Source organism: Bacillus sp. FSL W8-1141 (assembly GCF_038593205.1).
Lineage (GTDB): Bacteria > Bacillota > Bacilli > Bacillales > Bacillaceae > Bacillus > Bacillus altitudinis.
Genome location: NZ_CP151973.1, coordinates 3,273,129 through 3,298,919, shown reverse-complemented (window position 1 = coordinate 3,298,919; position 25,791 = coordinate 3,273,129). Strand labels below are relative to the sequence as shown.

Here is a 25,791-nt window from a genome sequence, read left to right as displayed (position 1 = left end):
GTCCGTGCTTCTTAATGAGAAGCCGGACGTTTTTTGTGTAAGAGCTGATGTTCAATAAAGGAAAGAAGCTGCTGACTTGATTTCCCTTTTGAATATTGATTCCATTCCTCAGCAAAGGTTTTCAATAAGTCTTGATTGGCTGATTCGTTTAGCTGCTTAAGCTCCGTTAAGAGCAGATCTTGAGTGACGCAAGCCTTTCCTGGAATGATGTCTTCATAACGTTCGACTAAGCCGCGTTTTGTGCGATAAGTCTCTAGATCGTAAGTGAAGAACAAAACAGGCTTTCGGAGCAGCGCATATTCAAACACAATGGACGAATAATCTGTAATCAGGACATCGCATACAGAGAGCAATGGAAAGAGCGGCTGATCGGATACATCAAAGATCCACTCACCATCTGTTTCTGCTTTGGCTAAATGTTTCACCGCAGGATGAAGCTTGACGAGCAGAATATAGTCGCCATTCAGCTCACTCTGCAATTGTTCTTTAGAAAAAGGTAAGACAAGACCGTCCATTGCAAAGTCCCGGTAGGTCGGCGCATACAGCAGCACTTTTTTGCCTTTTGGAAAAATATCCGTCTGAAAGGAAATAGGGCGCTCATCATAGTACGCATCTGTGAAGGGGACACCTGTTGGCAAAAAACGATCGTCGTTGACGCCAAATGAAGTTTTGAAAATCTCGCGCATGTGATCTGAGCCAGTAACGATATAATCGAAAGACGCATAGACGCGCTTGAAACGCTGCAGATCACGAGAACTACGGTGATGATTTGAAGCATCTTCAAGACCGAACTTTTTCAAAGCACCATTGGCGTGCCACACTTGAATACAAGTGGTAGAAGGTCTATTTCTTAGCACACTTGTCATCAGAAAATAATTATCTGTGACGACGACTTTGCTTTTTAGCATCGTATAGATACATTGAATGAGATGGATGGGATTTTTTTCATGAAAATAGCGAAATGACACATGAGGCACGTCCTTTTCTATCACGGAAGCATGCTTCGTATAGAGGACAGTGAGCTTCATTGTCATATTCGCCTGTTTTTGATAAGTATCAATGAGAGCAGCTGCATTCTCTTGGAATGAAACAAGCAGCGTCACCTGATTGTCACGAGGTTTCACGCCGCTCATGAGCCATCCAGCAAAAGAAACAAAGGCTGCATAGCATGAGATGATCATTGAGCGTATATTCATCATGTATCAGTCTCTCACAGCTGCTTCGTCTGATCTTTTACTTGCTCAGGATAGTAGCGCTTTTTCCCTTTGTTTTCTTTTAATACGGCAAAAGCGTACTTTGGGATATTCAGCATTCGTTTCCATCTCCACGGATTGACAATGAGTCTGTACAGCCATTCCGTATTTGTTTTAATCATCCAGCGTGGTGCACGCTTTACCGTTCCACTAAATACATCAAAGCTTCCGCCTAAACCGATGCAAACAGCTTGCGGGAACAAATGACGGTATTCATAAATAAAGTTCTCTTGGTTCGGATAACCTAAAGCAACAAACACCATATCTGCCTTTGAACGAGCAATTTGTTTTGCCACAAACCGTTTATCCGCTTGATAACCATCACAGCTGCCTGCAATCACCACATTCGGATATTCCGTATCAATTCGCTGTTTGACAGCCTCAAGCACTTCTTTTTTCGCACCATATAAAAAAATACTTTTAGATTGCTTGTTTGCGAGATCAAGCATAGACATGAACACATCAAAACCTGCAATTCTTGATTTCAATGGACTTTGCGTCATGCGTGACATCAACACAACGCCTACACCATCCGGCAGTACATAATCCGCAGAAGAAACCACTTGATGATATGCATCATCCTTCATGACAGCATAGCCGATCTCTGGGTTCACTGTCGCAATCATGGCGCCTCTTCTCTGGGAAATATGATGCTGGTTGATATAGCTAATAAATTCATCTAAGTCACCATTTACATAAGAAAGGTTAGAGACCACTTCTGTTTGCATTGTTCAGACCTCCTTTTTCATTTTGTTATCTATGAAACGTTCATTGTAAATTCATTCTTCGCCTACTCATCATTTTATCACAGTTGCTCCATGAAATATTAACAATAACTTTACAATCCTTTTAATTTCATGACATTTTAATAAACAACTAGTCTCTAAAAACGTTGAAATACTGTATTGACGCAGTTTCACTATTTCATCCATTAAATTGGAAATAGTTTGTCTTTACATTTTCTTAACGTTTTTTAGGCATTATGATATAATGAGGTTCCGAAGAGCGAAAAAACATGACCGATGAGAATAGGATTACGGATAAACATTACTGCTTGAAGCAGTCGAATAAGGATGAAGAAAGGAGTTTATGTTTGCAATGAAGAAAGTTATTACTTACGGTACATTTGATTTATTACACTGGGGGCATATCAAGCTGCTAGAGCGTGCAAAACAGCTTGGAGATTACTTAGTAGTGGCCATCTCTACAGATGAGTTTAATTTACAAAAATCAAAAAAGGCTTATCATAGCTACGAGCATCGCAAGCTGATTTTAGAAACCATTCGTTATGTAGATGAAGTCATTCCAGAGAACAGCTGGGATCAAAAAGTCCGAGACGTACAAGAACATGACATTGATGTGTTTGTTATGGGGGATGACTGGGAAGGTAAATTTGATTTCTTGAAAGAGCATTGCGAAGTCGTTTACTTGAAGAGAACAGAAGGTATTTCGACAACACAAATTAAGGAAGAAATTGCTGGACTATAATAGATTGAAAAAAAGTACTTCTTATCTTTTGGTGAGAAGTGCTTTTTCATGTAAAATACAATAGCAAGTGATCATTTTTATAAGGAGAGCTTCCTGTGTTTCAAAATTGGATGAAGAAAAAAGGTGAACACACATTGGATCAACCTGAACTAAATGAAACAATGAAATCGGTTGAAATTCCTGACATGGACTACTACTTTATTATGGGGGATGTGCCAAAACAGGACAACACCTTAACGGATTCATTAAACTTAAGATTAAAATCATTGGCTGAGAAGAATAAACGAGCTACCATCTTAACTTTGAATTTTGATGTAAATGTAAAGGGGCATATTCGAAGCCTGGAGAAGAATGTCCACCCTCAAATTTCCATCTTGAATGTATTTGAACACTATATTTTACCGGAGAGCGGGAGTAAAAGGGTTTATTCGGAGTTTATTACAGGTACCGTATCGGAATCGATTAATGAAGTCGTTATATCTGAGGACAATTCAACCGTTCAAGTGACAAGATACGAACTACCTTCTTCCCCCATTCTGTATATAGATCAATTTAATGAAGAACAGCAATTGATGAAACGGGAAGAATACGATATACATGGCGCTTTACGAAGAGTACTTCACTATGTTCCGCATAAGGGTGTCCCTTTTCTGGAAGAATTCATTAGAGATGATAGAAGTATCTACATGGAAACCATATATTCTGGAAGTGCCAAGAAGAATACAGTAAGGCATATTAATTGGTACAAGAAGACAGGCATCACCACATTTGTGAAAAAATCCGATATCGTACAGCAATGGCTATCTGATATTCAAACTAAAAATGAACGCATGAAATTGATGATTGCAGAAGATCGAGAGATAGATCACGATCTGTTTAAAATGGAAAAATCCGATTCAGTATTTTATGCTGCTTTTGTGCATGACGCACACTACGAGGAAAATCCCCGTCAATTGCACACTCATTATGAAGAACTATTTAAACAAATCAGGAAGCAGCAAGTAGATGCTATTTTCTTTTGTCATCCGAAACATAAGGAAGATGTCGAAAACGTTTTAGGGGAACAACCTTCCTTTTATCTATTGCCACAGGATGATGGTACTTCTTGGGGAGCAGCTCTTCAGAATATGCTTGATAATCGAGTACTTAAAGAAGAACTAAGAAGTGTCGTGGAACATACAAGATGGATGTTGCGTGATGTAAGCTCTGAGCATCATGTCCTTCATCTGCAGCTTGAGATGGAAGGCGAAATGAACATCGCGGATCAGGTAGAAATAGATTTTGCAGGATTTGATCGAGTCAATGGTGCTGAAATTATTTCTCAAACCATCAACGAAAATCAACAAGTGATTTTCCCGATTGGTCATTTTCAAACAAAGAAACAGATCGAACTCAATCAAACGAAACATGTCGATTTTTACATCCGAAGCAAGTCAAAAACACATCGTCAAGAGGTACTACAGCGTTTAGAAGTGGAAGAAGAACTGCTCACCAACAAACCTTCGTCAATAGATGGGTGGTCTTACCAAACGAAAAATGGTTACTATTCTTGGAAGATCAATTAAAGAACGAACTGTATTCTTTGTGAAAGCATGTGAATGAAAATGAAAAAAATCGTTACAATTTTATATATCATCGTTTTTAAACTCTTGTTTTTGGGTGTCAGTAAACTGCAGCCAAAAAAGAAAACGGTTATTTTTGAAAGCTTTAATGGAAAACAATTCAGCTGCAACCCGCGTGGTATTTATGAGTATATGAAAGAAAACCACCCTGACTATACGTTAATTTGGAGCGTAAAAAAAGGGTACGAAGCACCGTTTAAAGAAAAGGGCATCTATTATATTCATCGTCTGTCGTTTAAATGGATTCTTGCAATGGCAAGAGCCGAGTATTGGGTTGTAAACAGCCGTTTGCCGCTATGGATTCCAAAACCAGGCCACACAACTTACTTGCAAACATGGCACGGGACGCCTTTAAAACGACTGGCTGTGGATATGGACGAAGTTCATATTCCTGGAGCAAACACGAAGAAATATAAAAAGAATTTCACGAAAGAAGCATCGAAATGGGATTGTCTTATATCTCCTAATGCATACTCGACTGAGATCTTTACACGTGCGTTCCAATTTCAACAGACCATGATTGAATCAGGGTATCCAAGAAATGATTTTCTGTACAATCAGAATAATGAAGGAACGATAAGAGCGCTGAAGCAAAAGATGAACCTGCCTCTTGATAAAAAAATCATCCTCTATGCACCGACTTGGAGAGACGATCAATATTATACAATTGGAAAGTACAAATTTGAATTGGATCTTGATCTGCATGAGTTGAGGTCATCTATCGGAGAAGAATATATCATCATCCTTCGTATGCACTATTTAGTAGCGGAAAACTTTGATCTCGGACCATATGAAGGCTTTGCTTATGACTTCTCCCATTACGAAGACATTCGAGACCTTTATATGATTTCTGACCTACTCTTGACAGATTACTCTTCCGTGTTCTTTGATTATGCAAACCTTAGGCGTCCAATGCTGTTCTATGTTCCAGACATCGAAACGTATCGCGACAAACTAAGAGGGTTCTATTTTGACTTTGAACAAGAAGCACCTGGTCCGCTTGTGAAAGAAACAGTAAGTGTAATTGACTGGATAAGAGAGACAGAGAAATCGACCTTTACATTACCACCGTCATTTGAACCGTTTTATGAGAAATTCTGTTACTTAGAGAACGGGGAGTCATCTAAGCGAGTCGTAGAGACCATTCTGAATAAGGAAAAAAGATGAAGGGCATAAATCAGGTAACATACTTTCAATGTATGTTTACCGGATTTATGCCCTTTTTATAACTTTAGTTTTAGATCTTTAAGCCTGTAAATGACAAAATCTCTCTAAAAAAATAAAACTTTTTTAGCGAAATTTGTTGAAAATTAAAAGATTTAAAGTCTTTAGAATCAAAAAGATGTTGTTTTTAAGGAAGCATAAACCTATAATTGTTGTTATAGTTAAAAAATTGTTTAAATATGTTGTGTTTACCAATATCGATTGTCAATTGAAAGTGCAGGGGATTTGATTGTCAAAAAGGATTTTATTAATTTCTCAAAATTTCTACCCTGAAATAGGTAGCGCTGGTAATAGACTCAAGAATATATTTTTGATGCTGCACAGAAAAGGATACGATGTGAAAGTTTTAACAACGGATCCAACTTATCCAGAAAAAAATTTCTATGATTCTCATGACCTTTGGGACGAAGAAGAATTAAATAGTCAGAATGAAAGATTTATAAGAGTGAAAGTAAAAAACAAAAAATATGCTTTTAACTTTTTGAATAGACTTTTCTATTATCTAGAAATAATGCTTAGGATGATCATATTTATTTTTAAGGATAAAAATAAATATGATCTAATTTATGTTACAACTCCCCCGATTTTTGTTGCCTTTGCTGGAATTATTGCTAAATTTAGATATAAGACAAAAATGATTTTAGACATAAGAGACTTGTGGCCAGACTCTTTAAAAGGAGTGGGGATATTCAAAAATCCCATGATCATCGGTTTTTTTAAACTTGCAGAAAAATTTGTCTATTCAAAATCAGATCATATTATCATTAACAGCCAAGGTTTTCAAAAGCATTTACAGGAGCAAGAAGCTAAATTAACGTTCATACCAAACTCTGCAAGGCGTGAAGAACTGCCAGAAATTTCAGTAAAAAACACGAGGAAAGAGTTTAAAGTAGTGTTCGCAGGAAATTTAGGTCTTGCTCAAGATGTGCATGTCTTTCGTGATATTGTTACGAGTTTAAAGGATTATCATATCAGATTTATGATCCTAGGTTATGGAGTCAATAAGAAAGAATTAGAGAGATATATCATTGAAAAAGAATTGAAACACGTTGAATTTATTGATCCATTATCAAGAAAAGAGTGTCTCAAAATGATGGCAAATTGTGATATTGGTATAGCAACGCTTAATCGTTCAGTCATCTTTGAAACGGTTTTGCCAGGACGTATTATAGATTACTTGAGTTGCCAGTTACCTGTAGTGGCTTCACTTTCTGGATATTCAAAAAATTTAATTGAGCAAGAAAATGTAGGTTTAGTAGCTAAAACAAAAACGAGTGACGAAATGGTTTCTCTTATTTTACGCTTGTATCATCATCCGGAGTTGGTTCAAGAAATGAAAACAAATTGCGAGAACTTTATTGAAAAGAATTTTTTATGGGATAATAATATTATGATTTTAGATAATGTAATAAAAAATACTATAAAAAAGGTTAATGAAGCATGAAAAAAAATATATGTATGTTTGTATGGAACCACTTTACCAACGATGCCAGAGTTTTGAGAGAATGTACAGCATTGTCAGAAGACGGATCTGATGTCGATCTAATTTGTATCCACGATCCATCAATGCCTGGATTAAAGACATATGAGGAAATCAATGAAAGATTTCGTGTCCACCGAGTTAAAAGGTACCCTCGATGGTTAGTTTTATTTCAGTCTATGCTGACTTTGCTAAAGAAGAAAAAGTATCTTCTACTTCTTCTATTACTAGTGTGGGCTGCGGGTGTTTTTTATTTACCAATTATAACAATCGCCTTCACAATCCTATTTTCATCCTTACTTCTTAAAAAGGTGAGAACATTAATCATTAGATCTAGTATCTTTTTAAGAATGATTGTAAAAGGATGGAATAAAAATTATGATATCTATCATTCTAATGATTTAAATACTTTACCACAGGGTGTTATTTGTGCAAAGTTTAAACTTTTTAACAGAAAAAAACTCATCTATGATTCACATGAAGTTCAAACAAGCAGGACTGGGTATGATAGCAAACTATATGGGAAGATGGAATCTTTCCTTTTAAAGTTTGTTGATCAAATGATAGTCGAAAATCACACGAGAGCCAAATACAACGAAGACCTCTATGGTTTTTACCCAAAAGTTGTCCATAACTATCCGTTCGATCAAAAAAAAGAGATAGAGAAAATAGATTTGCATGAGATTTTAAACATTTCCAAGGATGAAAAGATCCTGTTGTATCAAGGTGGAATTCAAACTGGTAGAGGTTTAGAAAATTTAGTTAAGGCAGCACCTAATTTTGAAGAAGGCATCCTCGTCTTTATTGGAGATGGCCGAATTAAAGAAAGCCTCATGCAATTAACGGAAGACATGAAGCTCACTGATCGAGTGAAATTTTTACCAAAGGTGCCTTTGGAAGATCTCCCTAGGTATACAAAAAATGCTTATTTAGGTTTTCAGGTATTGAATAATGTGTGCTTCAACCATTATTCAGCCTCTTCAAATAAACTATTTGAATATATTATGGCGGGTGTGCCTGTCATTTCATGTGATTTTCCAGAAATTAAGAAAGTTGTTTCCAGTGAAAATATTGGAGTAGTCGTTGACTCTCACGATCCGATTTCAATCGCAGCGGGTGTAAACAAGTTAGTTTTAAATCCTGAATTGCGTCGTCAGTACAGTCAGAATTGTCAGCAGGCAAGGCTTAAATACAATTGGGAACAAGAAAAAAAATCACTTTTAAATGTTTATGGACAAATTCAATCATAAGGAGAGTAAAAATAATGAAACTTTGTACAGTAGGTTTGGGGTATATTGGTCTGCCAACTTCAATTATGTTTGCGAAACATGGTGTTAAGGTCGTAGGAGTAGATGTGAAACCGAGTGTGATAGACTCTTTAAATAGTGGAACGATTCATATAGAGGAGCCAGGTCTCCAAGAGGCTTTGACTGAAGTCATTAAACTTGAAAAATTTAAAGCTTCTTTAACACCAGAGGAAGCAGATGTCTTTATCATCGCTGTTCCTACACCGAACCGTGATGACATGTATAAATCATGTGATTTAACGTACGTAGAGAGCGCTGTTGAGAAAGTAATTCCATTCCTGAAAAAAGGAAATGTTGTGATTATCGAATCCACTATTGGTCCAAGAAGCATGGATGACGTGATTAAACCTTTATTTGAAGAAAAGGGTTACGTTATTGGTGAAGATTTATATTTAGTACATTGTCCGGAAAGAGTTCTACCGGGTCAAATTCTTCATGAACTAATCTTTAATAACCGGATCGTTGGCGGGATCACAGAAGCTTGTACAGAGGCGGGAGCAAAAGTATACGAAACGTTTGTTCAAGGTGAAATTATTAGAACAAATGCCAAAACCGCTGAAATGTCTAAACTAATGGAAAATACATTTAGAGATGTTAACATAGCACTGGCAAATGAACTTACCAAAGTATGTAATGATCTAGACATTAATGCGCTAGATGTCATTGAAATGGCGAATAAGCATCCACGTGTTAACCTGCATACACCTGGACCTGGTGTCGGCGGACATTGTTTAGCAGTAGACCCGTATTTTATTGTAGCGAAGGCTCCTGAAACAGCGAAAATGATTAACTTATCACGCTCTATTAATACATCTATGCCATACTATGTCGTCGAAAATGTTGAGAAACTTATGCAAAAAGTAGAAGGAAATAAGGTGACTATTTTTGGACTTACGTACAAAGGAAACGTCGATGATATTCGAGAAAGCCCAGCAATGGAAATCTATCATTTATTAAAAAATCAGAATAAATATGAAATCGATGCATATGATCCGCATGTGGATGAGGAGTTTGTCATTAAAAACTTAGAAGAAGCTGTTCAACAATCTGATTTAATTTTGATTCTAACCGATCATCAAGAGTTTAAAGAATTTGATTTTGATAGACTTGATGGCATGAAAAATAAAATGATTTTTGACACAAAAAATGTTCTGCAAAACCGACATGAACATTTCACTTATATTAATTTTGGAAATCTCTCTTCTGAAATAAAAAAAGAAGAAGCCTTGGTTTAAATCTGCTTTTCCTTGGTGAATGTAAAGCTCGGTTTTAGTAGAAAGGAGTAGCAATGGATATACCTTCAACAGAAATTATTAAGACATTTAAAGAAAATGCTGACCAACCAGAAAAATGGTTATTAACAAACACTAGGGGAAAAAGAGTTTTTTTTCAATTTGATTTAGAAGAAGCAGAAAGAAATTATCTATCCTATATTGGCAAAGAAGTGATTGAACAAGGCTCTTTGTCCAATCAGTCAGAGAAAATAGATACGTTTGTGTTAGGAAATGCAACTGAATTTATGTCAGATGTTGATCGATTAGTTGATGATGCATTACCATTTTTAAAAGATGATGGTGTGCTGTTATTTTGGATTAACCATAATCAAAATTCATTGCAAGTAAAGTCAATAGTTTCTTTAATACTTTACATGCATAAAAAGAATTTTCGTATTGAACAAGTCATCAGGTCTTCATGGACAGGATTTATTGCGATTCCTATAAGTTCTAGTGAGATAGACTTTGCGGAAAATCTATTGAGTATACTATCTCGAATAAAGCAGGTAGAAGATAATAGTCAAAATGAAAGTCAAAATCAAAACACTGAATTAACATCAAAACTTCTAAAAAGATTAGTAGAGTCAAAGGAAGAGAAGTTAAATTTGGTGAATAATGAGAGAAAAATATTAGAACAAGCTAATAAGATGGAAAAAGAACTAAACCTAATAAAAAAACGTTACAAAGCTCTATCCTCATCCAAATTAGGTAGATTGACACTAGCTTACTGGAGATATAAATCTCAAAAAAGAAAGAATAGGTGAATTTGTGTGGGGAATTACCAGAACCATTTAATGCTAAATAAAAAGAAAAAATCAAGTGCAAATCAGGAGCTCGCATATTATAAAGAAATGTTAAAAGTTTTTAATCAAAATAAAGACTTTAAAGAGTTAGAAAGTTTATTGGAAAAAACGCCTGATTTCAAATCTTCACAACTCTCAAATGATGTGAAGATTTTAGAAGACAAGAGAAAAGAATATGTACAATATCTGAAAAAAAATTACAAAAAGGGCTTTTATGATTCAGTCAAAGCCCAAATTGCCAACTTACCTTCAAGTAATGGTACAAAATACTTTCAAAAAAATAATGCTTCAATTGGGATTATCGCAGATGAATTTTTATATAAAAGTTTAAAAGATGCAGCGAATTTCATTTATATTAATCAGGATAATTATAAAAAAGAAGCTGATAAAATTGATTTGTTTTTATTGTCCACTGCTTGGAAAGGATTGGATGGGAAATGGAAAGGACTCGGCAATCCAAAAATTAAAAAGGTAAGGAACGAAATTAAAGCAATTATTCAATTTTTCAAAAGTAAAAATATTCCTGTTGCATTCTATTCTAAAGAAGACCCCGTTAACTATGAATATTATGTTGACTTAGCGAAGCAAGCTGATCATATCTTTACAACTTGTAGTGAAGTGTTAAATGATTACAAAAAAGATTGTCCGAATGCTAAAACATATAATGTACTAGAATTTGCAGTAAACCCGCTTTATCATAATCCAATCGGGACTAGAATAAATAGAAGAGAAGATATTTTATTTGCAGGTTCTTGGTATCAAAAGTATCCTACGAGGCAAGAAGATACACGAGAATTATTTGAAGGCGTCATAAATGCAGGTAAAGATTTGACTATTGTAGACAGAAACTTCGAATTAGGATCAGACCGTCATTTTTATCCTAAGGAATATGTGCCTTATATTGTAGAGTCAACGGATCACGAAACTCTACAAAAGATACACAAATTATATGACTTTACTTTAAACCTTAACTCTGTAAAAGATAGCAATACAATGTTTGCCAATCGAGTATATGAACTTCAAGCAACAGGGACAATTGTCATTTCGAACTACAGTGTTGGTATCAATAGTAAATTCCCTAATGTGTTTTTAGCTAATACGAGTAAAGAGCTAAAAGTTTATCTGCAGAAATTGTCAGATAAAGAAAGGTATCAAACGCAAATGGAAGGTGTGCGAACAGTTTTAAGGTCAGAAACTGCTTTTCATAGGGTACAAGAATTGATACAAGTAGTTAGTGATCGTCAGAATAATCTTCAGAAACGAGATGTTCTTGTAATTGCGGAAAAATTAGATGACCATACAATCAACATGTTTAATAAACAATCCTACCCTGATAAAAAACTTGTCTCTCAAGATGAAATGACAGATGATCTGTACAGAAGTTTTGATATCGTAGCTTTTTTTAGCAGTAAATATGAATATGGTCAATTTTATTTAGAAGATATGATCAACGCATTCAAGTACACGAATTGTGACTATGTCACAAAAGATGCTTATGAGCATAACGGTGAGTTTACAAATGGTGTAGAACATAATTATATCGAGAAAATAGAAGATCGTTTTAGAACAGTGTTTTGGAGAGACTCGTTTCAATGGGAAGATATTAAGGAGATTTCAAATACGTCTATTCCTAATGGATACAGTATCGATCCATTAGAGCTATCAACAACTTCATATGGGATAGAGGAAAATCAGCAAGTACGTGAATATGATTTGTCGGTCATTATCCCTGTATATAATAATGGACGACATCTGCTTTACAAATGTTTCAGAAGCTTACAAAGAAGCTCTGTTTTTGAAAAAATGGAAATAATCATTATTGATGATGGATCAACCGATAATATGACACCTCACATAGTGCATACACTTGATAAACATTATGACAATGTGAAAACGTATATGTATCCAGAAGGTGGAAGTGGTAGCGCATCTAGACCTAGAAATAAGGGTTTGGAGTTTGCTACAGCAAAATGGGTAACTTACTTAGATCCTGATAATGAAGCGATAACAGACGGATATAAAGAGCTGTTAGATGGCTCCTTAGAAGAAGATCATGACATGTTTATTGGAGACATGGTTAGGCTTTCTGATGTCAAAGGGTTGTCTTCTTATTATCCTAATATGATGTCTCTTAATAAAGGAATTGATTACAGACGGGGACCGCATTCAGACTTTTTAATTAAAGCCTCATTTAAAGCCATGAGTATTCAGGCCTTAATCGTTAAAAGGGATTTATTGCTAAATCACGAGCTCAAAATGGTTGAAGGAGCAATAGGTGAAGATACTTTGTTCTTTCATGAAATGTTGTTGAAGACCAAATCTTTCAAGGTGATCAATACACCCGTCCATATTTATTATGCCATGGTAGAAAATTCTTCGATTAATCGAATCAATAAGAAATTCTTTGAAAAGTATTTCATACTCGAAAAGGAAAGAATTGATTGGTTAAAAAGGGAAAATTTATTAACATCTTACAAGCGAGATAAATTAGAAAATTATATAGAAAATTGGTATTTGAAAAAGTTGAGTAATATTGAACTTGATGATAAAGAAGCGGCAAAAAGAATATTAAGAGATATATTGAATTTGTATGAAGGTATGAAATGGAAAAGCCGTAAGATATTAGAGTTTCTGAAAGATAATGATTGATACTAAACGCCTTATGTTTAACATAAGGCGTTTAGTATTTGAAGTGTATGTTAAGAACATCTTCTAAAAACATAAATTCTACTGCCTGATTAATAGCTGTCTGTATAATGAAGACGAGATGAAAAAGTTTGTTTATACAGACATGAACACTTTGTTTATACATCAAAGATGAAAAGAAGGAATTTTTCTGTTACAATTATGAGCGGTGCTTTTATCAATTTAAAGTCTATTCTATTCAATTAAAAATAAGGAAGATTAGAGTGAATGCATTGTATAAAATTCTAAAAGAGCAGTTTGGTTCAATGCCATTAATTTTAAGGTTAGCTGTATATGAAACCAAATCAAAATACCAATTGAATTATTTGGGCGTTCTGTGGCAATTATTGAACCCACTAATTCAAATTATGGCTTATTGGTTTGTGTTCGGTTTAGGTCTTAGAGGGGCCGGAAGAACCGCAGAAATGGCAGACGGTTCTCACGTAAGTATACCCTTTCTTATTTGGATGTTAGCAGGTTTAATTCCATGGTTTTTTATTAGTTCGACGATTACAGAGGGTGCGAATAGTGTTTTTAAACGCATAAACTTAGTATCTAAGATGAATTTCCCTATTAGTGCTTTGCCTTCAGTAGTCATCACTTCTAATTTATTCAGCTACTTTTTAATGATGGTTATTTATGTGATTATGCTCATAGCAAATGGCATCTATCCTGATATCCACTGGATTCAATATATTTATTATTTTATCTGTATGATTGCGTTTATGTTCGCTTTCAGTCTGTTTAATTCAACGATTAGTGTTCTTGTTCGAGATTATCAACAACTGTTGCAATCCTTGACAAGATTACTCATGTTTTTGCTGCCTATCTTATGGGATATTGGAGATAAATTCACGGGTAAGTATGAATGGATTGCGACTACCCTAAAATTAAATCCCTTATATTATATTATTGATGGATTTAGGAAAAGTTTTATTAAAGGAGATTGGTTTTTTCAAGATGTCAAATATACGCTTTATTTTTGGCTGATTACACTTCTTCTTTTAATAGTTGGTTCATTGCTTCATTTGAAATTTAGGGATAAATTTGTCGATTTTCTTTAAAAAGTAAGGAGATTATACGATGAAACTAAAGGTTTCGTTTCGAAACGTATCCAAGCAGTATTTTCTATATAAAAAGCAGTCAGATAAAATCAAAGGGCTGTTTTTTCCGAATAAAAACAATAAAGGTTTCTTTGCTGTTCGTAACGTTTCCTTTGATGTATATGAGGGTGAGACAATTGGTTTTGTTGGGATCAATGGGTCTGGAAAATCGACCATGTCTAATCTTTTAGCAAAAATCATTCCCCCAACAAGCGGTGAAGTTGAAATGGATGGTCAGCCCTCGTTAATTGCCATTGCAGCAGGGTTGAACAACCAATTAAGCGGGAAAGACAATATTCGTTTGAAATGCTTAATGATGGGGTTGACGAACAAAGAAATAGACGAACTTTATGAACAAATTGTAGAGTTTGCGGATATTGGTGATTTTATTGAACAGCCTGTAAAAAGCTATTCAAGTGGAATGAAATCTCGACTTGGTTTTGCTATTTCTGCACATATTGATCCAGATATCCTCATTATTGATGAAGCACTGTCTGTAGGAGATCAAACCTTCTATCAAAAATGTGTGGATCGCATTACAGAATTTAAAGAGCAAGGAAAGACGATCTTTTTTGTTAGTCACTCCATTGGTCAAATTCAAAAAATTTGCGACCGAGTTGCATGGATGCATTATGGCGAGCTTCGTATGTTTGATGCTACGGATAAGGTCGTAGAAGAATACAAAGGGTTTGTGAATTGGTTTAACAAGCTTTCTAAGAAAGAGAAACAAGAATATCACATGGAACAGAAGGAAGCTCGAAAAGGAGTACACAAGGCAGAAAAAGTCACTCGTTATAAAGATAGAGGAGAGAAACGTTCATTTTTTGGTCCTGCATTTCAAGTGACCTTTGTTACAATCTTGACGATTTTACTTGCTCTTTCGATGTTTTCAGATCGCCCACTTCGAACGCTGGCCACCTTTGGGGCCATTACGTTAAATAAAACAGAAGTGCCCCAGTCCACAAGTTCTCAGCCGAAGGATACGTCTTTAAAAAAGGTTGATCAACAAGGTATTGTTGTGGAAGATCCATTAACAGTCTATAAAGACCAAGCCATGAAGGAAAAGGCAGACGTCTCGTTGTCGTTTGGACAAGAAGTACAGGCTGTAGGTGAAAATAAAAAAATCGTTCAAATTAAAACAGCAGCAGGAACTTATTTTGTGGAGTCGAAAGCCTTTAAGACGACGGATAAATTGAAGCCATTATCCATCGGACCAGGCCAGTTTAGTTCTTATGTATCGCCTGCATCTGCAGGTTCGTATGAGTACTTACTTTCTTTTCTTGGAAAAGAAGAGTCTGTGCTGAAGCAAAGAATGCAGACACTTAGCTCGGTCAAAAGTGAACAAGGCGATACCATTGAGCGGCTGACCACTGAGAAAACCGATTATGTGATTGAAAATGGCCAGGCAAATACGATGGTGTTCCACGAGATCATGCCCATCTCTCCTTCAACGCTTGGGCTGACAGAACAAAATGTCTGGATGAATGAAAAACAAACGAAATTCGCAGTAAAAGGCGAAAATCATCTATTTGTTATCGATAATGAACAGCATACGCTGACTGTTTCAGCGAGCAAATAAAAAGCTGCCGATGCCGGCAGCTTTTTTTAATTCACTTCTTCTTTTTCAAGTAGCTGTTTCATAAATGGAATGAGTTTTTTCTTTAGCTCTTCATCTTGTAGGGCAAACTCGAGCGTTGTTTCGATGAACCCTTGCTTCTCTCCGACATCATATCGTTTTCCTTCAAAATCATAGGCAAATACACGCTGGATGTCATTGAGCTTTTGGATGGCGTCTGTCAGCTGAATTTCTCCACCTGCACCAATTTCCTGTTGATCAAGGTACATAAAAATCTCAGGCGTGAAAATGTAGCGCCCTAAAATAGCTAAATTGGATGGTGCGGTTCCTTGCGGCGGCTTTTCAACAAAGTTTTTTACTTGATAGCGGCGGCCTTCTTGGGTAAGAGGATCAATAATCCCGTAGCGATGCGTATCGCTGTCCGCTACCTGCTGAACACCAATTACAGATGAAAGGGTTTTTTCATATTCATCCATCAGCTGGCGAAGTCCAGGTGTTTCGGCTTGGACAATATCATCACCTAATAAAACAGCAAAGGGTTCATCACCGATAAAGTTGCGTGCGCACCAAACGGCATGTCCGAGTCCTTTAGGTTCCTTTTGGCGGATGTAATGAATATCAGCAATATTAGAGGATTTTCTCACTTTTTCTAAAAGTTCACTTTTTCCTTTTTCTTCAAGGTTGCGCTCGAGCTCTGGCGCAAAATCAAAATGATCCTCAATGGCTCTTTTCCCTTTTCCAGTGACAATAATAATGTCTTCAATTCCTGACTCAACAGCTTCTTCAATAATATATTGAATGGTTGGTTTATCAACGATTGGTAGCATTTCTTTAGGCATAGCCTTTGTGGCAGGGAGGAAACGTGTCCCGAGACCTGCAGCTGGTATAATGGCTTTACGTACTTTTTTCAATGAACTTTGCACCTTCCTTACATAGATAACCGATTTAATAATCAATGTTAGTTCTTGGTCGTCTTTATAAAGTGTAACTTACAAATCATAGGAAAGACAAATGATTTCACTAAAAATGATTTTTAGATAGTTTACATTTTATATGTTAAATGTAAAGGAGGGTGAATGATAACGTTAATTCAATGTAAATTTCTTTTTTATATCATTAAATTTATCCTCCAAATTGTGTATAATTGAAAGTATTATATTAGGAAAGAGGCATAGACCAGTGAAAAAACTAAATGTAATGACTATTTTCGGTACTAGACCTGAAGCAATCAAAATGGCTCCACTTGTCCTTGAACTTAATAAACATCCACAAATAAATTCAATTGTCACTGTAACAGCTCAGCATAGAGAAATGCTAGATCAAGTTCTTGAGGCATTTTCTATTACGCCAGACCATGATCTAAACATCATGAAGCAACGCCAAACATTATCTGAAATTACATCAAATGCATTGTTGAAACTAGATCAATTATTCCAAGAAGAAAAACCTGATATTGTGCTTGTTCATGGCGACACAACGACAACCTTTGCAGGAAGTTTGGCTGCGTTCTATCACCAAATTTCTGTCGGCCACGTCGAAGCTGGCTTAAGAACTCACAATAAATACTCACCGTTCCCTGAGGAATTGAACCGCCAAATGACAGGCACTATTGCTGACATTCATTTTGCCCCTACGGCTGAGGCGAAGCAGAATCTTTTAGTAGAAAATAAAAAAGAAGAGACCATCTGTGTGACAGGGAATACGGCCATTGACGCCCTGCAAACAACAGTCACAGAACACTATCAACATCCAATTCTAGAGAAGATCGGTTCAGATAAAATGATCTTATTAACGGCTCATCGCAGAGAAAATCTTGGTCAGCCAATGAAGAACATGTTTAGAGCGATTCGCCGTGTTGTAGAAGAATTTAAAGATGTTCAAGTCGTATACCCTGTCCATTTAAATCCTGCTGTTCGTGATGCGGCACAGACGGAATTCAGTGATCTTGATCGTGTGCACTTAATTGAGCCGCTTGAAGTGGTTGATTTCCATAACTTCGCTGCTGCGTCGCACTTTATTTTAACGGATTCAGGCGGTGTGCAAGAGGAAGCTCCTTCTCTAGGAAAGCCAGTATTAGTGCTTCGTGATACAACAGAACGTCCTGAAGGCGTGAAAGCTGGTACGCTTAAGCTTGCAGGAACGGATGAGGAAACCATTTATCAGATGGCAAAAGAGCTGTTAGAAGACCAGCAAGAGTACGATAACATGTCAAAGGCTTCTAACCCTTATGGTGATGGACAAGCGTCGAAACGAATTGTCCAAGAACTCCTTCATCGTTTTGGTTTAAGTGATGAAAAACCAGCCCCATTTCAATCATAAAAAAAGAAGACTACATTCCTGTAGTCTTCTCAGCGTGTAGACAAACCTTCGCATTCTTTGTCAGTCCTGCGTGCTGGTACTCACGAATATCAAATTCGCTCCGCTCCAGTTCTCGTCCTTCCTAGACTTCAAGGGCTTTCTATCACGCTGAAAAGAAGACAAAGGGCTAAAATCAAGTTCATTTTAGCCCTTTGTCAACAATTGGAGAAGACTACATTCCTGTAGTCTTCTTTTTTACTGCTCCAAACTATCCTTCAATTCCTTCTTCACTTTCGCTAAACTGCTGTCATCAAGCTGATAGTAATAAATATTATTGATTCGTGTGCCTGTTCCCTTTAGCTCGTGTTGTTTCACTTTTTTCCTTGCATCACGATAATCATTCATCATCGTCCACATGTCGTCAAAGGACATATTCGTTTTCATGTTGTTTTCAACGACTTTAAACATATCGCCGAATTTCGTAATAGAGGAAATGTTAGCCCCTTTTGCAATAATACCTTCGATGACTTGGCGCTGTCTTTCCTGACGACCAAAGTCACCTTTAGGATCTTGCTTTCTCATTCTTGTATAGGCAAGGGCTTGATCACCGTTCAGGTTAATCTCTCCTGTACCAAATGAATGGCCATCATAGCTGAAAGCAAACGTGCTGTTCACCGTAATCCCGCCAAGTGTATCGACAATGTCTTTAAAACTTTCCATATTCACTTTCACAAAGTAATCCACAGGTACATCAAGCAGTTCTTCTACTGTATCTGCCGCCATTTGTGTACCGCCGAAAGCGTAGGAGTGGTTGATTTTATCCATTGTGCCTTTTCCGACAATCTTTGTATATGTATCGCGGGGGATACTCACCATCTCAGTTGTTTTCGTTTTCGGATTCACTGTCATGTATATTAATGTATCTGCACGGCCGCGGTCATTCTTTCTTTCATCAACACCCATGACTAAAATGGAGATCGGGTCTTTTTTACTTAAATCGACATCTTTGTCACGCTTATCTGACTTCTTTAAGTTCTCCTGAATGCCTGCGACGGTGGATGCTGCTGTATTCCAAAGATGATAGGCATAGCCGCCCGTTACTAATACAAACAAGCCAATAATAGATAAAATAATCCAAAGTGCTTTTTTCTTATTTCTTTTTCTTTCTGCTCTCATTCTGTCCCTCACCTTTTCTCTCATTCTCCCATGATTATAGGTTTACGAATCTTGATAAACAAGTTATTTTTTTACTCTGAACCTAGATATAGACGTTGTAACAAAAAAAAGGTTTCAAAAAACCTTAAATTTACCTTAAAATATTAAGTTATAAGACGATACAAAGACATGAGGTGAAAAAAATGAAGAAAATCGTCGTTTTACCGTTCTTAATACTACTACTAGGTATCGTGCTCACAGCATGTGGAACGGCTGAGCAATCCTCAGGAGAAAACAAGACAAGCAGTTCAACTCCTCAGGTGCTGGAAGAAAAAGCTGAATTTATTGGAATGGCTGATGCACATACAGTCGAAGTAAAAAAAGTGAATACGACCTTAAGCTATGAATTTACGGATAATTTTAAAGATGTATTAAATGAATTTAAACCAGGTGACAAAGTAGAAATCTCTTACTTTATCAATGACAATGGTCAAAAAGAAATTCAGAAGATTGAAAAACAGAAGTAAAAAAAGATGGGCGGGATGAACAAAATTGAAGAAAACAGGCATTACACTTATCGTTCTCATGACAATGACACTATTAATTGCACCTTTTCAGTCTGCCATGGCCAGCTCGACAATTTCAGTGAAATTGTCTAATTATATAGGAAACAAAACAAGCATGGATATTTCAACAACTGGGGAATACAAGCTGTCAGGATCCAATGTTGCTGTGACGAAAAGATATGAGGGGAATAATAGATACGAAGTAGCCAATAGTATTGCTGATTCTGGCTGGAAGAATCCATCAACTATCGTTGTCGTAAATAAGGATGCTTTCGATCATGCAATGACCGTTTCTCCATTGGCTTACAAATTAGATGCACCAATTCTTTATTCTGGTGCTGCGAAGCTAACAAAAGCAACTGAGAACCAAATTAAAAAAATGAAACCCGATAACATCTTAATCATTGGGGATACAAAAAGTATTTCGTCTACAACTGAGAAAACCTTAAAAAAGTACGGGAAGATTAGAAGAATAAGTGGAAAAGATAAATTTGAAATATCTCAAAAAGTAGCCAAAGAGATGGGGAGTTATAAGCAGGCAATTGTTGCTGGCGGGGCTTCCTTTATGAATGGGACATCCATGATCTCTTATGCAGCTAGAAATGGGTATCCAATCTTATTAACAAAGAAAAATTCAATTCCGACTTATAAGATTCCTAGTAAGGTAATTGTAGTTGGAAGTACAAAAAGCATTAGCGAAAAAGTAGAAAAACAATTAAAAAAGACATCACAAGTTACACGAATCAGTGGTGAAAATCGCTATGAACTTTCTGTTAACATCATCAAGAAATTAAAGTTAAATGTAGATAAAGTATATCTTGCTAAAGGTTCTAGCTCAAAATATGCAATTCCTATGTCACTTTTAGCAGCGAAAAACAATCGTACTATGATTTATGTCAAAAAAGATTCTTTCTCTTCTTCTTTAAAGAAACTTTTAAAAGAAAACGGCACACATACATATCATATAGCAGGCAGTTCAAGTGTGCTTTCAGATACGCTCAAAAACGCTTTAGCCAAACAAGTCTATCTGAAAAAAAATCAAAACTACCAATTGAATATTTCTAACGGAAAAATTTCATTGAAAGGCATTAAGACGTATAACACATTAAGAGTTGTTCCTGAGAAATATTCAACCAAAAATGCCCTTCAAATCGCAGGGAAGCCATACTTAGGTAACGTCAACTTTGCTATTGAATCAGGATATATTAGGCCGACTAATGAAAACATTCCATTTGAAGACTATCTAAAAGGTGTTGTGCCAAACGAAATGCCTGCAAGCTGGCATGTTGAGGCATTAAAAGCACAAGCGGTTGCCGCTAGAACGTATTCAGTGAAAAGTATTGGAAAAGTCGTACCTGATACAACAGCCTTCCAAGTATATGGAGGGTATAACTGGTACACAAATTCAACAAAAGCTGTTGATGCCACAAAAGGCAAGGTTCTAAAATACAACAATCAACTTATTTCAGCCACCTATTATTCTAGTAATGGTGGATACACTGAGGCGAGTGAAGAAGTATGGGGAAATGCACTGCCATACTTAGTCGCTAAGCAGGACACAAAAGATCCTGTCAATGCGTGGACACTGAAGTTGTCTAAAAAGCAATTAGGCACTACGTTGACTGCAAGTACAGCAGCTTCTGAGTGGTCTAAGGCAAAAGAAGCCAATGCTGCCGACCTTGCTGGTCTAAAATCATGGCTGTTGAAAAATAAAGAAACAGCTGCATCTGACATGAGAATTGCATCTATTTCAAGCCTGACATTCTCAGGAAAAACAAAAGGTCAGCGTGCGAAGACCGTTTCAATCAAGCTGAATTACCATCTGAAAAACAAAACAGGTACGTATACAGTGAACAAAAGTACAACGGCAAGTATGAAAATGACAGAGTTTAGAACAGTCATGGGCGCAACAAAGGTGAAAAGTACGTTTGCGTCAGTAAAGAATAATACAAATGATTTCACGATTTCAGGAAAAGGCTATGGTCACGGTATTGGTATGAGTCAATACGGCGCCAAAGCTAGAGCTGAATCTGGAAACTCGTATTCTTCTATACTTTCGTTCTACTATCCAGGTACAAAACTAACAAATTATTAAAGTTAAGGGAGGACACAGAAGATGCGCTCAATGATCAAAACAGCCATCCTCAGCCTCATCGCCATTTTCATTATTGTTCCAACAGCTTCAGCGGACAATTCTGTATCACGAATAGATGGGGGAAATCGTTACTCTTTATCTGTCAATGTGGCGAAAAAAGGTTGGGGAACAGCGAATACCGTTGTGCTAGTAGGGAAAAAAGCTTACGCTGATGCAACAGCAGCTGTCCCTTTAGCGTATCAACATAATGCGCCAGTTCTTTTTACAAATAGTAAAAACCTTTCATCAGAAACGAAGAAAGGATTAACGTCATTAAAAGCGAAAAATGTGATTGCGATTGGAACAACGGCAAGTGTTTCAAATAATGTCATCAATCAAGTAAAAAAACTAGGGATTTCAACAAAACGAATTACGGGAAAGAACAGATATGAAATCTCTACGAATATTGCAAAGCAAATGAAAAAACCAGCTGGTGTAGTGGTTGTAGAAGGTCATTCGTATGCGCATGGGATTGCGATTGCGCCATATGCTGCACAAAAAGGTTTCCCAATTTTATATACAGATAAAAAGGGACTTCGTTCTGAAATTTCAACTTTCGCAAAAGCTAGTAATATTAAGCAAACAATTGTGATTGGCGGCGAATCGTATGTTACCAAAGCAGCATACAACAAGCTAAAGTCGCCAACGAGAATAAAGGGTGCTAACCGCTATGATATTGCAGCAAAGATTGTGACTAAGTATAAACTAAGTACGAGCAATACGTATGTTGCGAGAGGATTTGGTTATGCCTCTGCACCAGCAGCTGCTGGCATTGCAGCGAAAGAAAAGAAAGCTCTTTTATTAACAAATGAGAAAACTTTGCCTGTCCATACTCGGTCAATTATCGGCAGTAAAAACATAACGAAATTCACAGTAGTCGGAAATTCAACGACAGTGACGAATACTGTAGCATCTCAATTAAAGAACCCGGTTGTAGGTAAAAAAGTATTCCTTGACCCTGGCCACGGTGCTCAAGATTCTGGTGCTGTAGGATATGGTCTTTATGAGAAAAATTTAAACTTAGACGTAGCGAAGAGAGTGAACACTAAACTGAAAAATGCTGGTGCACTCACTACCATGTCAAGAACATCAGACACATTCGATAGTCTTCAAACACGGGTGAGCAAAGGTGCGTCAGCAAATGCAGATATCTTCATCAGTGTCCATGCGAACTCAAATGATAACAGCAGTGCAAATGGAACTGAAACGTATTATGACAAAACATATGCAGCAACAAACAGCTTGAAGCTCGCGCAAAATATTCAGCCTAAAATGGTCAGTGCATTAGGCACAAGAGACCGTGGCGTGAAGACAGCTGCCTTCTACGTCATTAAATATTCTAAGATGCCAAGCGTTCTCTTAGAAACTGGTTTTGTTTCCAGTCCAGTTGATTCAAATATTTTGAAATCCGCTACTTATAAAGATCGATTGGCGTCAGGTATTTCAAGCGGTGTTTCAGGCTATTTTAGATAAGAAAACATACAGATGAGGGGTGCCGAAGATACACCTCTTAGGCTGCTCGAGAAACGACTCTCGGCAGCCTTTTTTCAAAAGTACATGAAGTGTTTCCTGGGTTCCATGATGAAGGGTTCAAAACCAAGGAGGTTGACTTCATGCGTTCTTATATCAAATGTTTTGTTTTAATTGTGGTTTCACTATGTTTATATGCACCATCAGCATTTGCGCAGCACAATGTATCAAAGATTGAGGGAAGTAATCGATATGAGGTGGCAGTTAACGCTGCAAAACGTGGCTGGTCGACAGCACCTACAGTTGTTTTAGTAGGCGGTGAAGCTTATGCTGATGCGCTAAGTGCTGTGCCGTATGCCTTTCAGCAAGGAGCCCCAGTGCTGTTAACGAATACTAGCAGTCTTTCAGGTGCAACTAAGTCAGGTCTTCAGCAGTTGAAAACGAAGCGTGTTATCATTCTTGGTGGAACCGCAAGCATTTCTCAAAAAGTCGTAGCGCAGCTAAAAGCAATGAATCTATCCGTATCGCGAATACAAGGAAAGAATCGATATGAATTGGCGGCAAACGTTGCTAAGCAAATGAAGAGTGTTGATACAGCTGTGATTGTGAATGGTTCTGCTTATGCAGATGCTGTGGCGATTGCTCCATATGCTGCAAAACAGGGCTTTCCTATTTTATTAACCGATGCAAAAGGGCTGCGGCAGGAAACAGCCAATCTATTAAAAAGCAAAGCGGTGAAACGGACGATTGTGATTGGCGGGGAAACAAGTGTCAATCAAGCAGCCTATCAAAAGCTGCCATCACCCGTGAGAATCAGCGGAGCCAATCGGTATGAAGTGGCAGCCCGAATTGCGAAAACATACCCGATGAAGACAACCCAAACGTATATGAGTAACGGCTATGCATATGCCGATGCGGCAGCTGCGGCAAGTACGGCAGCCAAGCAAGGGCAAACCCTTCTTCTTACAGACGCTCAATCAGTGCCAGATGCGATTCGTCGTGTCATTGGGACTAAAAAGATTTCAACATTTACAGTGGTGGGCGGAACATCAACCATACGAACCAGTGTGATCACACAGCTGAAAAATCATGTGTTAGGTGAAACCATCTTTATTGATCCAGGTCATGGTGCGCAGGATGCTGGAGCGGTAGGAAATGGGCTGTTTGAAAAAAATGTTAATCTGGATGTCGCATTAAAACTGCAAGCAAGGCTCAAACAAGCGGGTGCGCTGACGGTCATGTCTAGAACATCTGATACATTTGATTCCTTACAAACACGTGTAAGCAAAGGATTACAGGCTGGTGCGGATGTGTTCATCAGCATCCATGCCAATGCAAATGATAATAGCGGTGCAAATGGAACAGAAACGTATTATGATGCGACGTATGCTTCGGCCAATAGTTTAAAGCTGGCACAAAAGGTACAGCCCCAGATGGTGAAAGCCCTTGGCACAAGAGATCGCGGTGTGAAGACAGCAGGATTCTACGTGATCAAGTATTCAAAAATGCCCAGCATCTTGCTTGAAACGGGGTTCGTAACCAGTCCGATTGATGCCAGTATATTAAAATCAACGACTGCCAAGGAGCGGCTGGCTTCAGGAATCGCAGCAGGTGTATCTCAATATTTTGAATAAAATAGATCGGATGAATGATATGTCAAGTTAAAAATACATTTCATTTCAGGTTATTTTTGTTATAATCGAAACATAGAGGGTGGATTTTTCACGTATTTGCCTTCCAATGACAGCAAATCGACAAATCATGAAGAGGTGACGATCTTGAAAAAATTAATCACAATGCCGTTTTTAGTCTTACTTCTAGGTGTAATGCTCACAGCATGCGGCACATCAAATCAGTCAAACGATAACAATACGGATAACAGCAAAAAAGAAACAACTGAAGCAGCAGATCAAAAGAAAGAAAATGCAACAGATGAAAAGACGGAAGACAAGTCTGCAAGTGAAAAAGCAGATGATGAAAGCAAAGAAACAGCTGCTCAAACAGAAGACCAAGCAGGTCAATCTGATGAAGATGCAAAAGAAAGCTCAAGTAAGGAAATCACAAAAGAAGAAACGACAAACGATCAGTCAAAAGCTGAATCTAAAACAAAAAAAGAATCTACAACGAAGAAAAATGAAGTCACCAAAGAAGGCACATATGTCGGTTTGGCTGATGGACATACAATTGCTGTCAACATTGATGGAAAAGAAGTAGCCATTCAATTCGGAAATACATTTTCTAAACAAGTGAACAGCCTAAAAGAAGAGTCAAAAGTGAAAGTAACTTATACAAAAGATGCAAACGGAACGCTTAGACTGAAGACGATCGAATCCGTAAAGGCAAAATAAAAAAA

19 protein-coding genes and 1 pseudogene are annotated in these 25,791 nt (G+C 37.1%); 16 read left to right on the top strand and 4 right to left on the bottom strand.

The genetic code is table 11. The annotated features are described in order from the left end of the window. Positions 1-11: 11 nt before the first annotated feature. Together NSQ52_RS16980 and NSQ52_RS16975 are read right to left on the bottom strand one after the other, a co-directional pair. The gene (locus NSQ52_RS16980) at positions 12-1,199 is read right to left on the bottom strand and encodes a CDP-glycerol glycerophosphotransferase family protein (RefSeq protein ID WP_342473634.1); all 1,188 of its coding nucleotides are present in this window, start codon (positions 1,197-1,199) and stop codon (positions 12-14) included. 11 nt (positions 1,200-1,210) lie between these two features. Beyond that, positions 1,211-1,981, bottom strand: a complete 771-nt coding sequence (locus tag NSQ52_RS16975) for a WecB/TagA/CpsF family glycosyltransferase (RefSeq protein ID WP_024719265.1) — start codon at positions 1,979-1,981, stop codon at positions 1,211-1,213. A 370-nt stretch (positions 1,982-2,351) separates the two neighbouring features. Here NSQ52_RS16975 and tagD point away from each other — a divergent pair, with 370 nt between their 5' ends. The 10 genes and pseudogenes from tagD (at position 2,352) to tagH (ending at position 15,818) form a co-directional block, all read left to right on the top strand. Continuing rightward, entirely contained in the window at positions 2,352-2,741 is a 390-nt protein-coding gene (gene tagD / locus NSQ52_RS16970; RefSeq protein WP_008343212.1) for a glycerol-3-phosphate cytidylyltransferase, read from the top strand. Positions 2,742-2,836: 95 nt separating this feature from the next. After that, on the top strand, positions 2,837-4,306 hold the full coding sequence (locus NSQ52_RS16965) for an alpha-glucosyltransferase N-terminal domain-containing protein (protein WP_342467621.1): 1,470 nt from the start codon (positions 2,837-2,839) through the stop codon (positions 4,304-4,306). A 99-nt stretch (positions 4,307-4,405) separates the two neighbouring features. Further along, positions 4,406-5,530: pseudogene (locus NSQ52_RS16960) on the top strand (CDP-glycerol glycerophosphotransferase family protein); the annotation flags it as partial. A gap of 286 nt (positions 5,531-5,816) precedes the next feature. Further along, entirely contained in the window at positions 5,817-7,031 is a 1,215-nt protein-coding gene (locus NSQ52_RS16955; RefSeq protein ID WP_144679123.1) for a glycosyltransferase family 4 protein, read from the top strand. Beyond that, positions 7,028-8,317, top strand: a complete 1,290-nt coding sequence (locus NSQ52_RS16950) for a glycosyltransferase (protein WP_144679124.1) — start codon at positions 7,028-7,030, stop codon at positions 8,315-8,317. Before NSQ52_RS16955 ends, NSQ52_RS16950 begins: the two co-directional genes overlap by 4 nt. Before the next feature lie 14 nt (positions 8,318-8,331). Continuing rightward, positions 8,332-9,609 (top strand): nucleotide sugar dehydrogenase, encoded by a 1,278-nt coding sequence (locus NSQ52_RS16945; RefSeq protein WP_342473631.1) that lies wholly within the window; start codon positions 8,332-8,334, stop codon positions 9,607-9,609. Between the two features lie 53 nt (positions 9,610-9,662). Continuing rightward, positions 9,663-10,412, top strand: a complete 750-nt coding sequence (locus NSQ52_RS16940) for a hypothetical protein (protein WP_144679126.1) — start codon at positions 9,663-9,665, stop codon at positions 10,410-10,412. Between the two features lie 6 nt (positions 10,413-10,418). Further along, positions 10,419-13,100: a glycosyltransferase gene (locus NSQ52_RS16935; protein WP_235672189.1), complete on the top strand. Its 2,682-nt coding sequence runs from the start codon at positions 10,419-10,421 to the stop codon at positions 13,098-13,100. A gap of 260 nt (positions 13,101-13,360) precedes the next feature. Beyond that, on the top strand, positions 13,361-14,200 hold the full coding sequence (locus tag NSQ52_RS16930) for an ABC transporter permease (RefSeq protein WP_025208081.1): 840 nt from the start codon (positions 13,361-13,363) through the stop codon (positions 14,198-14,200). Between the two features lie 19 nt (positions 14,201-14,219). Then, the gene (tagH, locus tag NSQ52_RS16925; RefSeq protein WP_342473630.1) at positions 14,220-15,818 is read left to right on the top strand and encodes a teichoic acids export ABC transporter ATP-binding subunit TagH; all 1,599 of its coding nucleotides are present in this window, start codon (positions 14,220-14,222) and stop codon (positions 15,816-15,818) included. A 26-nt stretch (positions 15,819-15,844) separates the two neighbouring features. On the opposite strand, the gene galU is transcribed toward tagH, so the two are convergent. Continuing rightward, complete coding sequence (galU, locus tag NSQ52_RS16920) at positions 15,845-16,726, bottom strand: UTP--glucose-1-phosphate uridylyltransferase GalU (protein ID WP_008343198.1); 882 nt, start codon at positions 16,724-16,726, stop codon at positions 15,845-15,847. Between the two features lie 268 nt (positions 16,727-16,994). Here galU and wecB point away from each other — a divergent pair, with 268 nt between their 5' ends. Next, positions 16,995-18,134 (top strand): UDP-N-acetylglucosamine 2-epimerase (non-hydrolyzing), encoded by a 1,140-nt coding sequence (wecB, locus tag NSQ52_RS16915; RefSeq protein ID WP_125589490.1) that lies wholly within the window; start codon positions 16,995-16,997, stop codon positions 18,132-18,134. Between the two features lie 234 nt (positions 18,135-18,368). Here wecB and NSQ52_RS16910 read toward each other — a convergent pair whose 3' ends face one another. Next, entirely contained in the window at positions 18,369-19,289 is a 921-nt protein-coding gene (locus tag NSQ52_RS16910; RefSeq protein ID WP_073412884.1) for a LytR family transcriptional regulator, read from the bottom strand. A 182-nt stretch (positions 19,290-19,471) separates the two neighbouring features. Here NSQ52_RS16910 and NSQ52_RS16905 point away from each other — a divergent pair, with 182 nt between their 5' ends. From NSQ52_RS16905 to NSQ52_RS16885, 5 genes are all read left to right on the top strand, one after another. Next, on the top strand, positions 19,472-19,795 hold the full coding sequence (locus tag NSQ52_RS16905; RefSeq protein ID WP_024719258.1) for a hypothetical protein: 324 nt from the start codon (positions 19,472-19,474) through the stop codon (positions 19,793-19,795). 25 nt (positions 19,796-19,820) lie between these two features. Then, positions 19,821-21,929 carry a SpoIID/LytB domain-containing protein gene (locus NSQ52_RS16900; protein ID WP_058336991.1) on the top strand — a complete coding sequence of 703 codons (2,109 nt, stop codon included), beginning with the start codon at positions 19,821-19,823 and terminating at the stop codon, positions 21,927-21,929. 21 nt (positions 21,930-21,950) lie between these two features. After that, positions 21,951-23,441, top strand: a complete 1,491-nt coding sequence (locus NSQ52_RS16895) for an N-acetylmuramoyl-L-alanine amidase (protein ID WP_079920558.1) — start codon at positions 21,951-21,953, stop codon at positions 23,439-23,441. 140 nt (positions 23,442-23,581) lie between these two features. Then, on the top strand, positions 23,582-25,072 hold the full coding sequence (locus NSQ52_RS16890; protein ID WP_144679129.1) for an N-acetylmuramoyl-L-alanine amidase: 1,491 nt from the start codon (positions 23,582-23,584) through the stop codon (positions 25,070-25,072). Between the two features lie 135 nt (positions 25,073-25,207). After that, positions 25,208-25,786: a hypothetical protein gene (locus NSQ52_RS16885; RefSeq protein ID WP_223255607.1), complete on the top strand. Its 579-nt coding sequence runs from the start codon at positions 25,208-25,210 to the stop codon at positions 25,784-25,786. The last annotated feature ends 5 nt before the right edge of the window (positions 25,787-25,791 follow it).

Excerpts from the sequence above, each read along its gene's own strand:
- NSQ52_RS16980 (WP_342473634.1), bottom strand. The coding sequence starts at position 1,199 with ATGATGAATATACGCTCAATGATCATCTCATGCTATGCAGCCTTTGTT.
- NSQ52_RS16975 (WP_024719265.1), bottom strand. The coding sequence starts at position 1,981 with ATGCAAACAGAAGTGGTCTCTAACCTTTCTTATGTAAATGGTGACTTA.
- tagD (WP_008343212.1), top strand. The coding sequence starts at position 2,352 with ATGAAGAAAGTTATTACTTACGGTACATTTGATTTATTACACTGGGGG.
- NSQ52_RS16950 (WP_144679124.1), top strand. The coding sequence starts at position 7,028 with ATGAAAAAAAATATATGTATGTTTGTATGGAACCACTTTACCAACGAT.
- NSQ52_RS16945 (WP_342473631.1), top strand. The coding sequence starts at position 8,332 with ATGAAACTTTGTACAGTAGGTTTGGGGTATATTGGTCTGCCAACTTCA.
- NSQ52_RS16940 (WP_144679126.1), top strand. The coding sequence starts at position 9,663 with ATGGATATACCTTCAACAGAAATTATTAAGACATTTAAAGAAAATGCT.
- tagH (WP_342473630.1), top strand. The coding sequence starts at position 14,220 with ATGAAACTAAAGGTTTCGTTTCGAAACGTATCCAAGCAGTATTTTCTA.
- NSQ52_RS16910 (WP_073412884.1), bottom strand. The coding sequence starts at position 19,289 with ATGAGAGCAGAAAGAAAAAGAAATAAGAAAAAAGCACTTTGGATTATT.
- NSQ52_RS16905 (WP_024719258.1), top strand. The coding sequence starts at position 19,472 with ATGAAGAAAATCGTCGTTTTACCGTTCTTAATACTACTACTAGGTATC.
- NSQ52_RS16895 (WP_079920558.1), top strand. The coding sequence starts at position 21,951 with ATGCGCTCAATGATCAAAACAGCCATCCTCAGCCTCATCGCCATTTTC.
- NSQ52_RS16890 (WP_144679129.1), top strand. The coding sequence starts at position 23,582 with ATGCGTTCTTATATCAAATGTTTTGTTTTAATTGTGGTTTCACTATGT.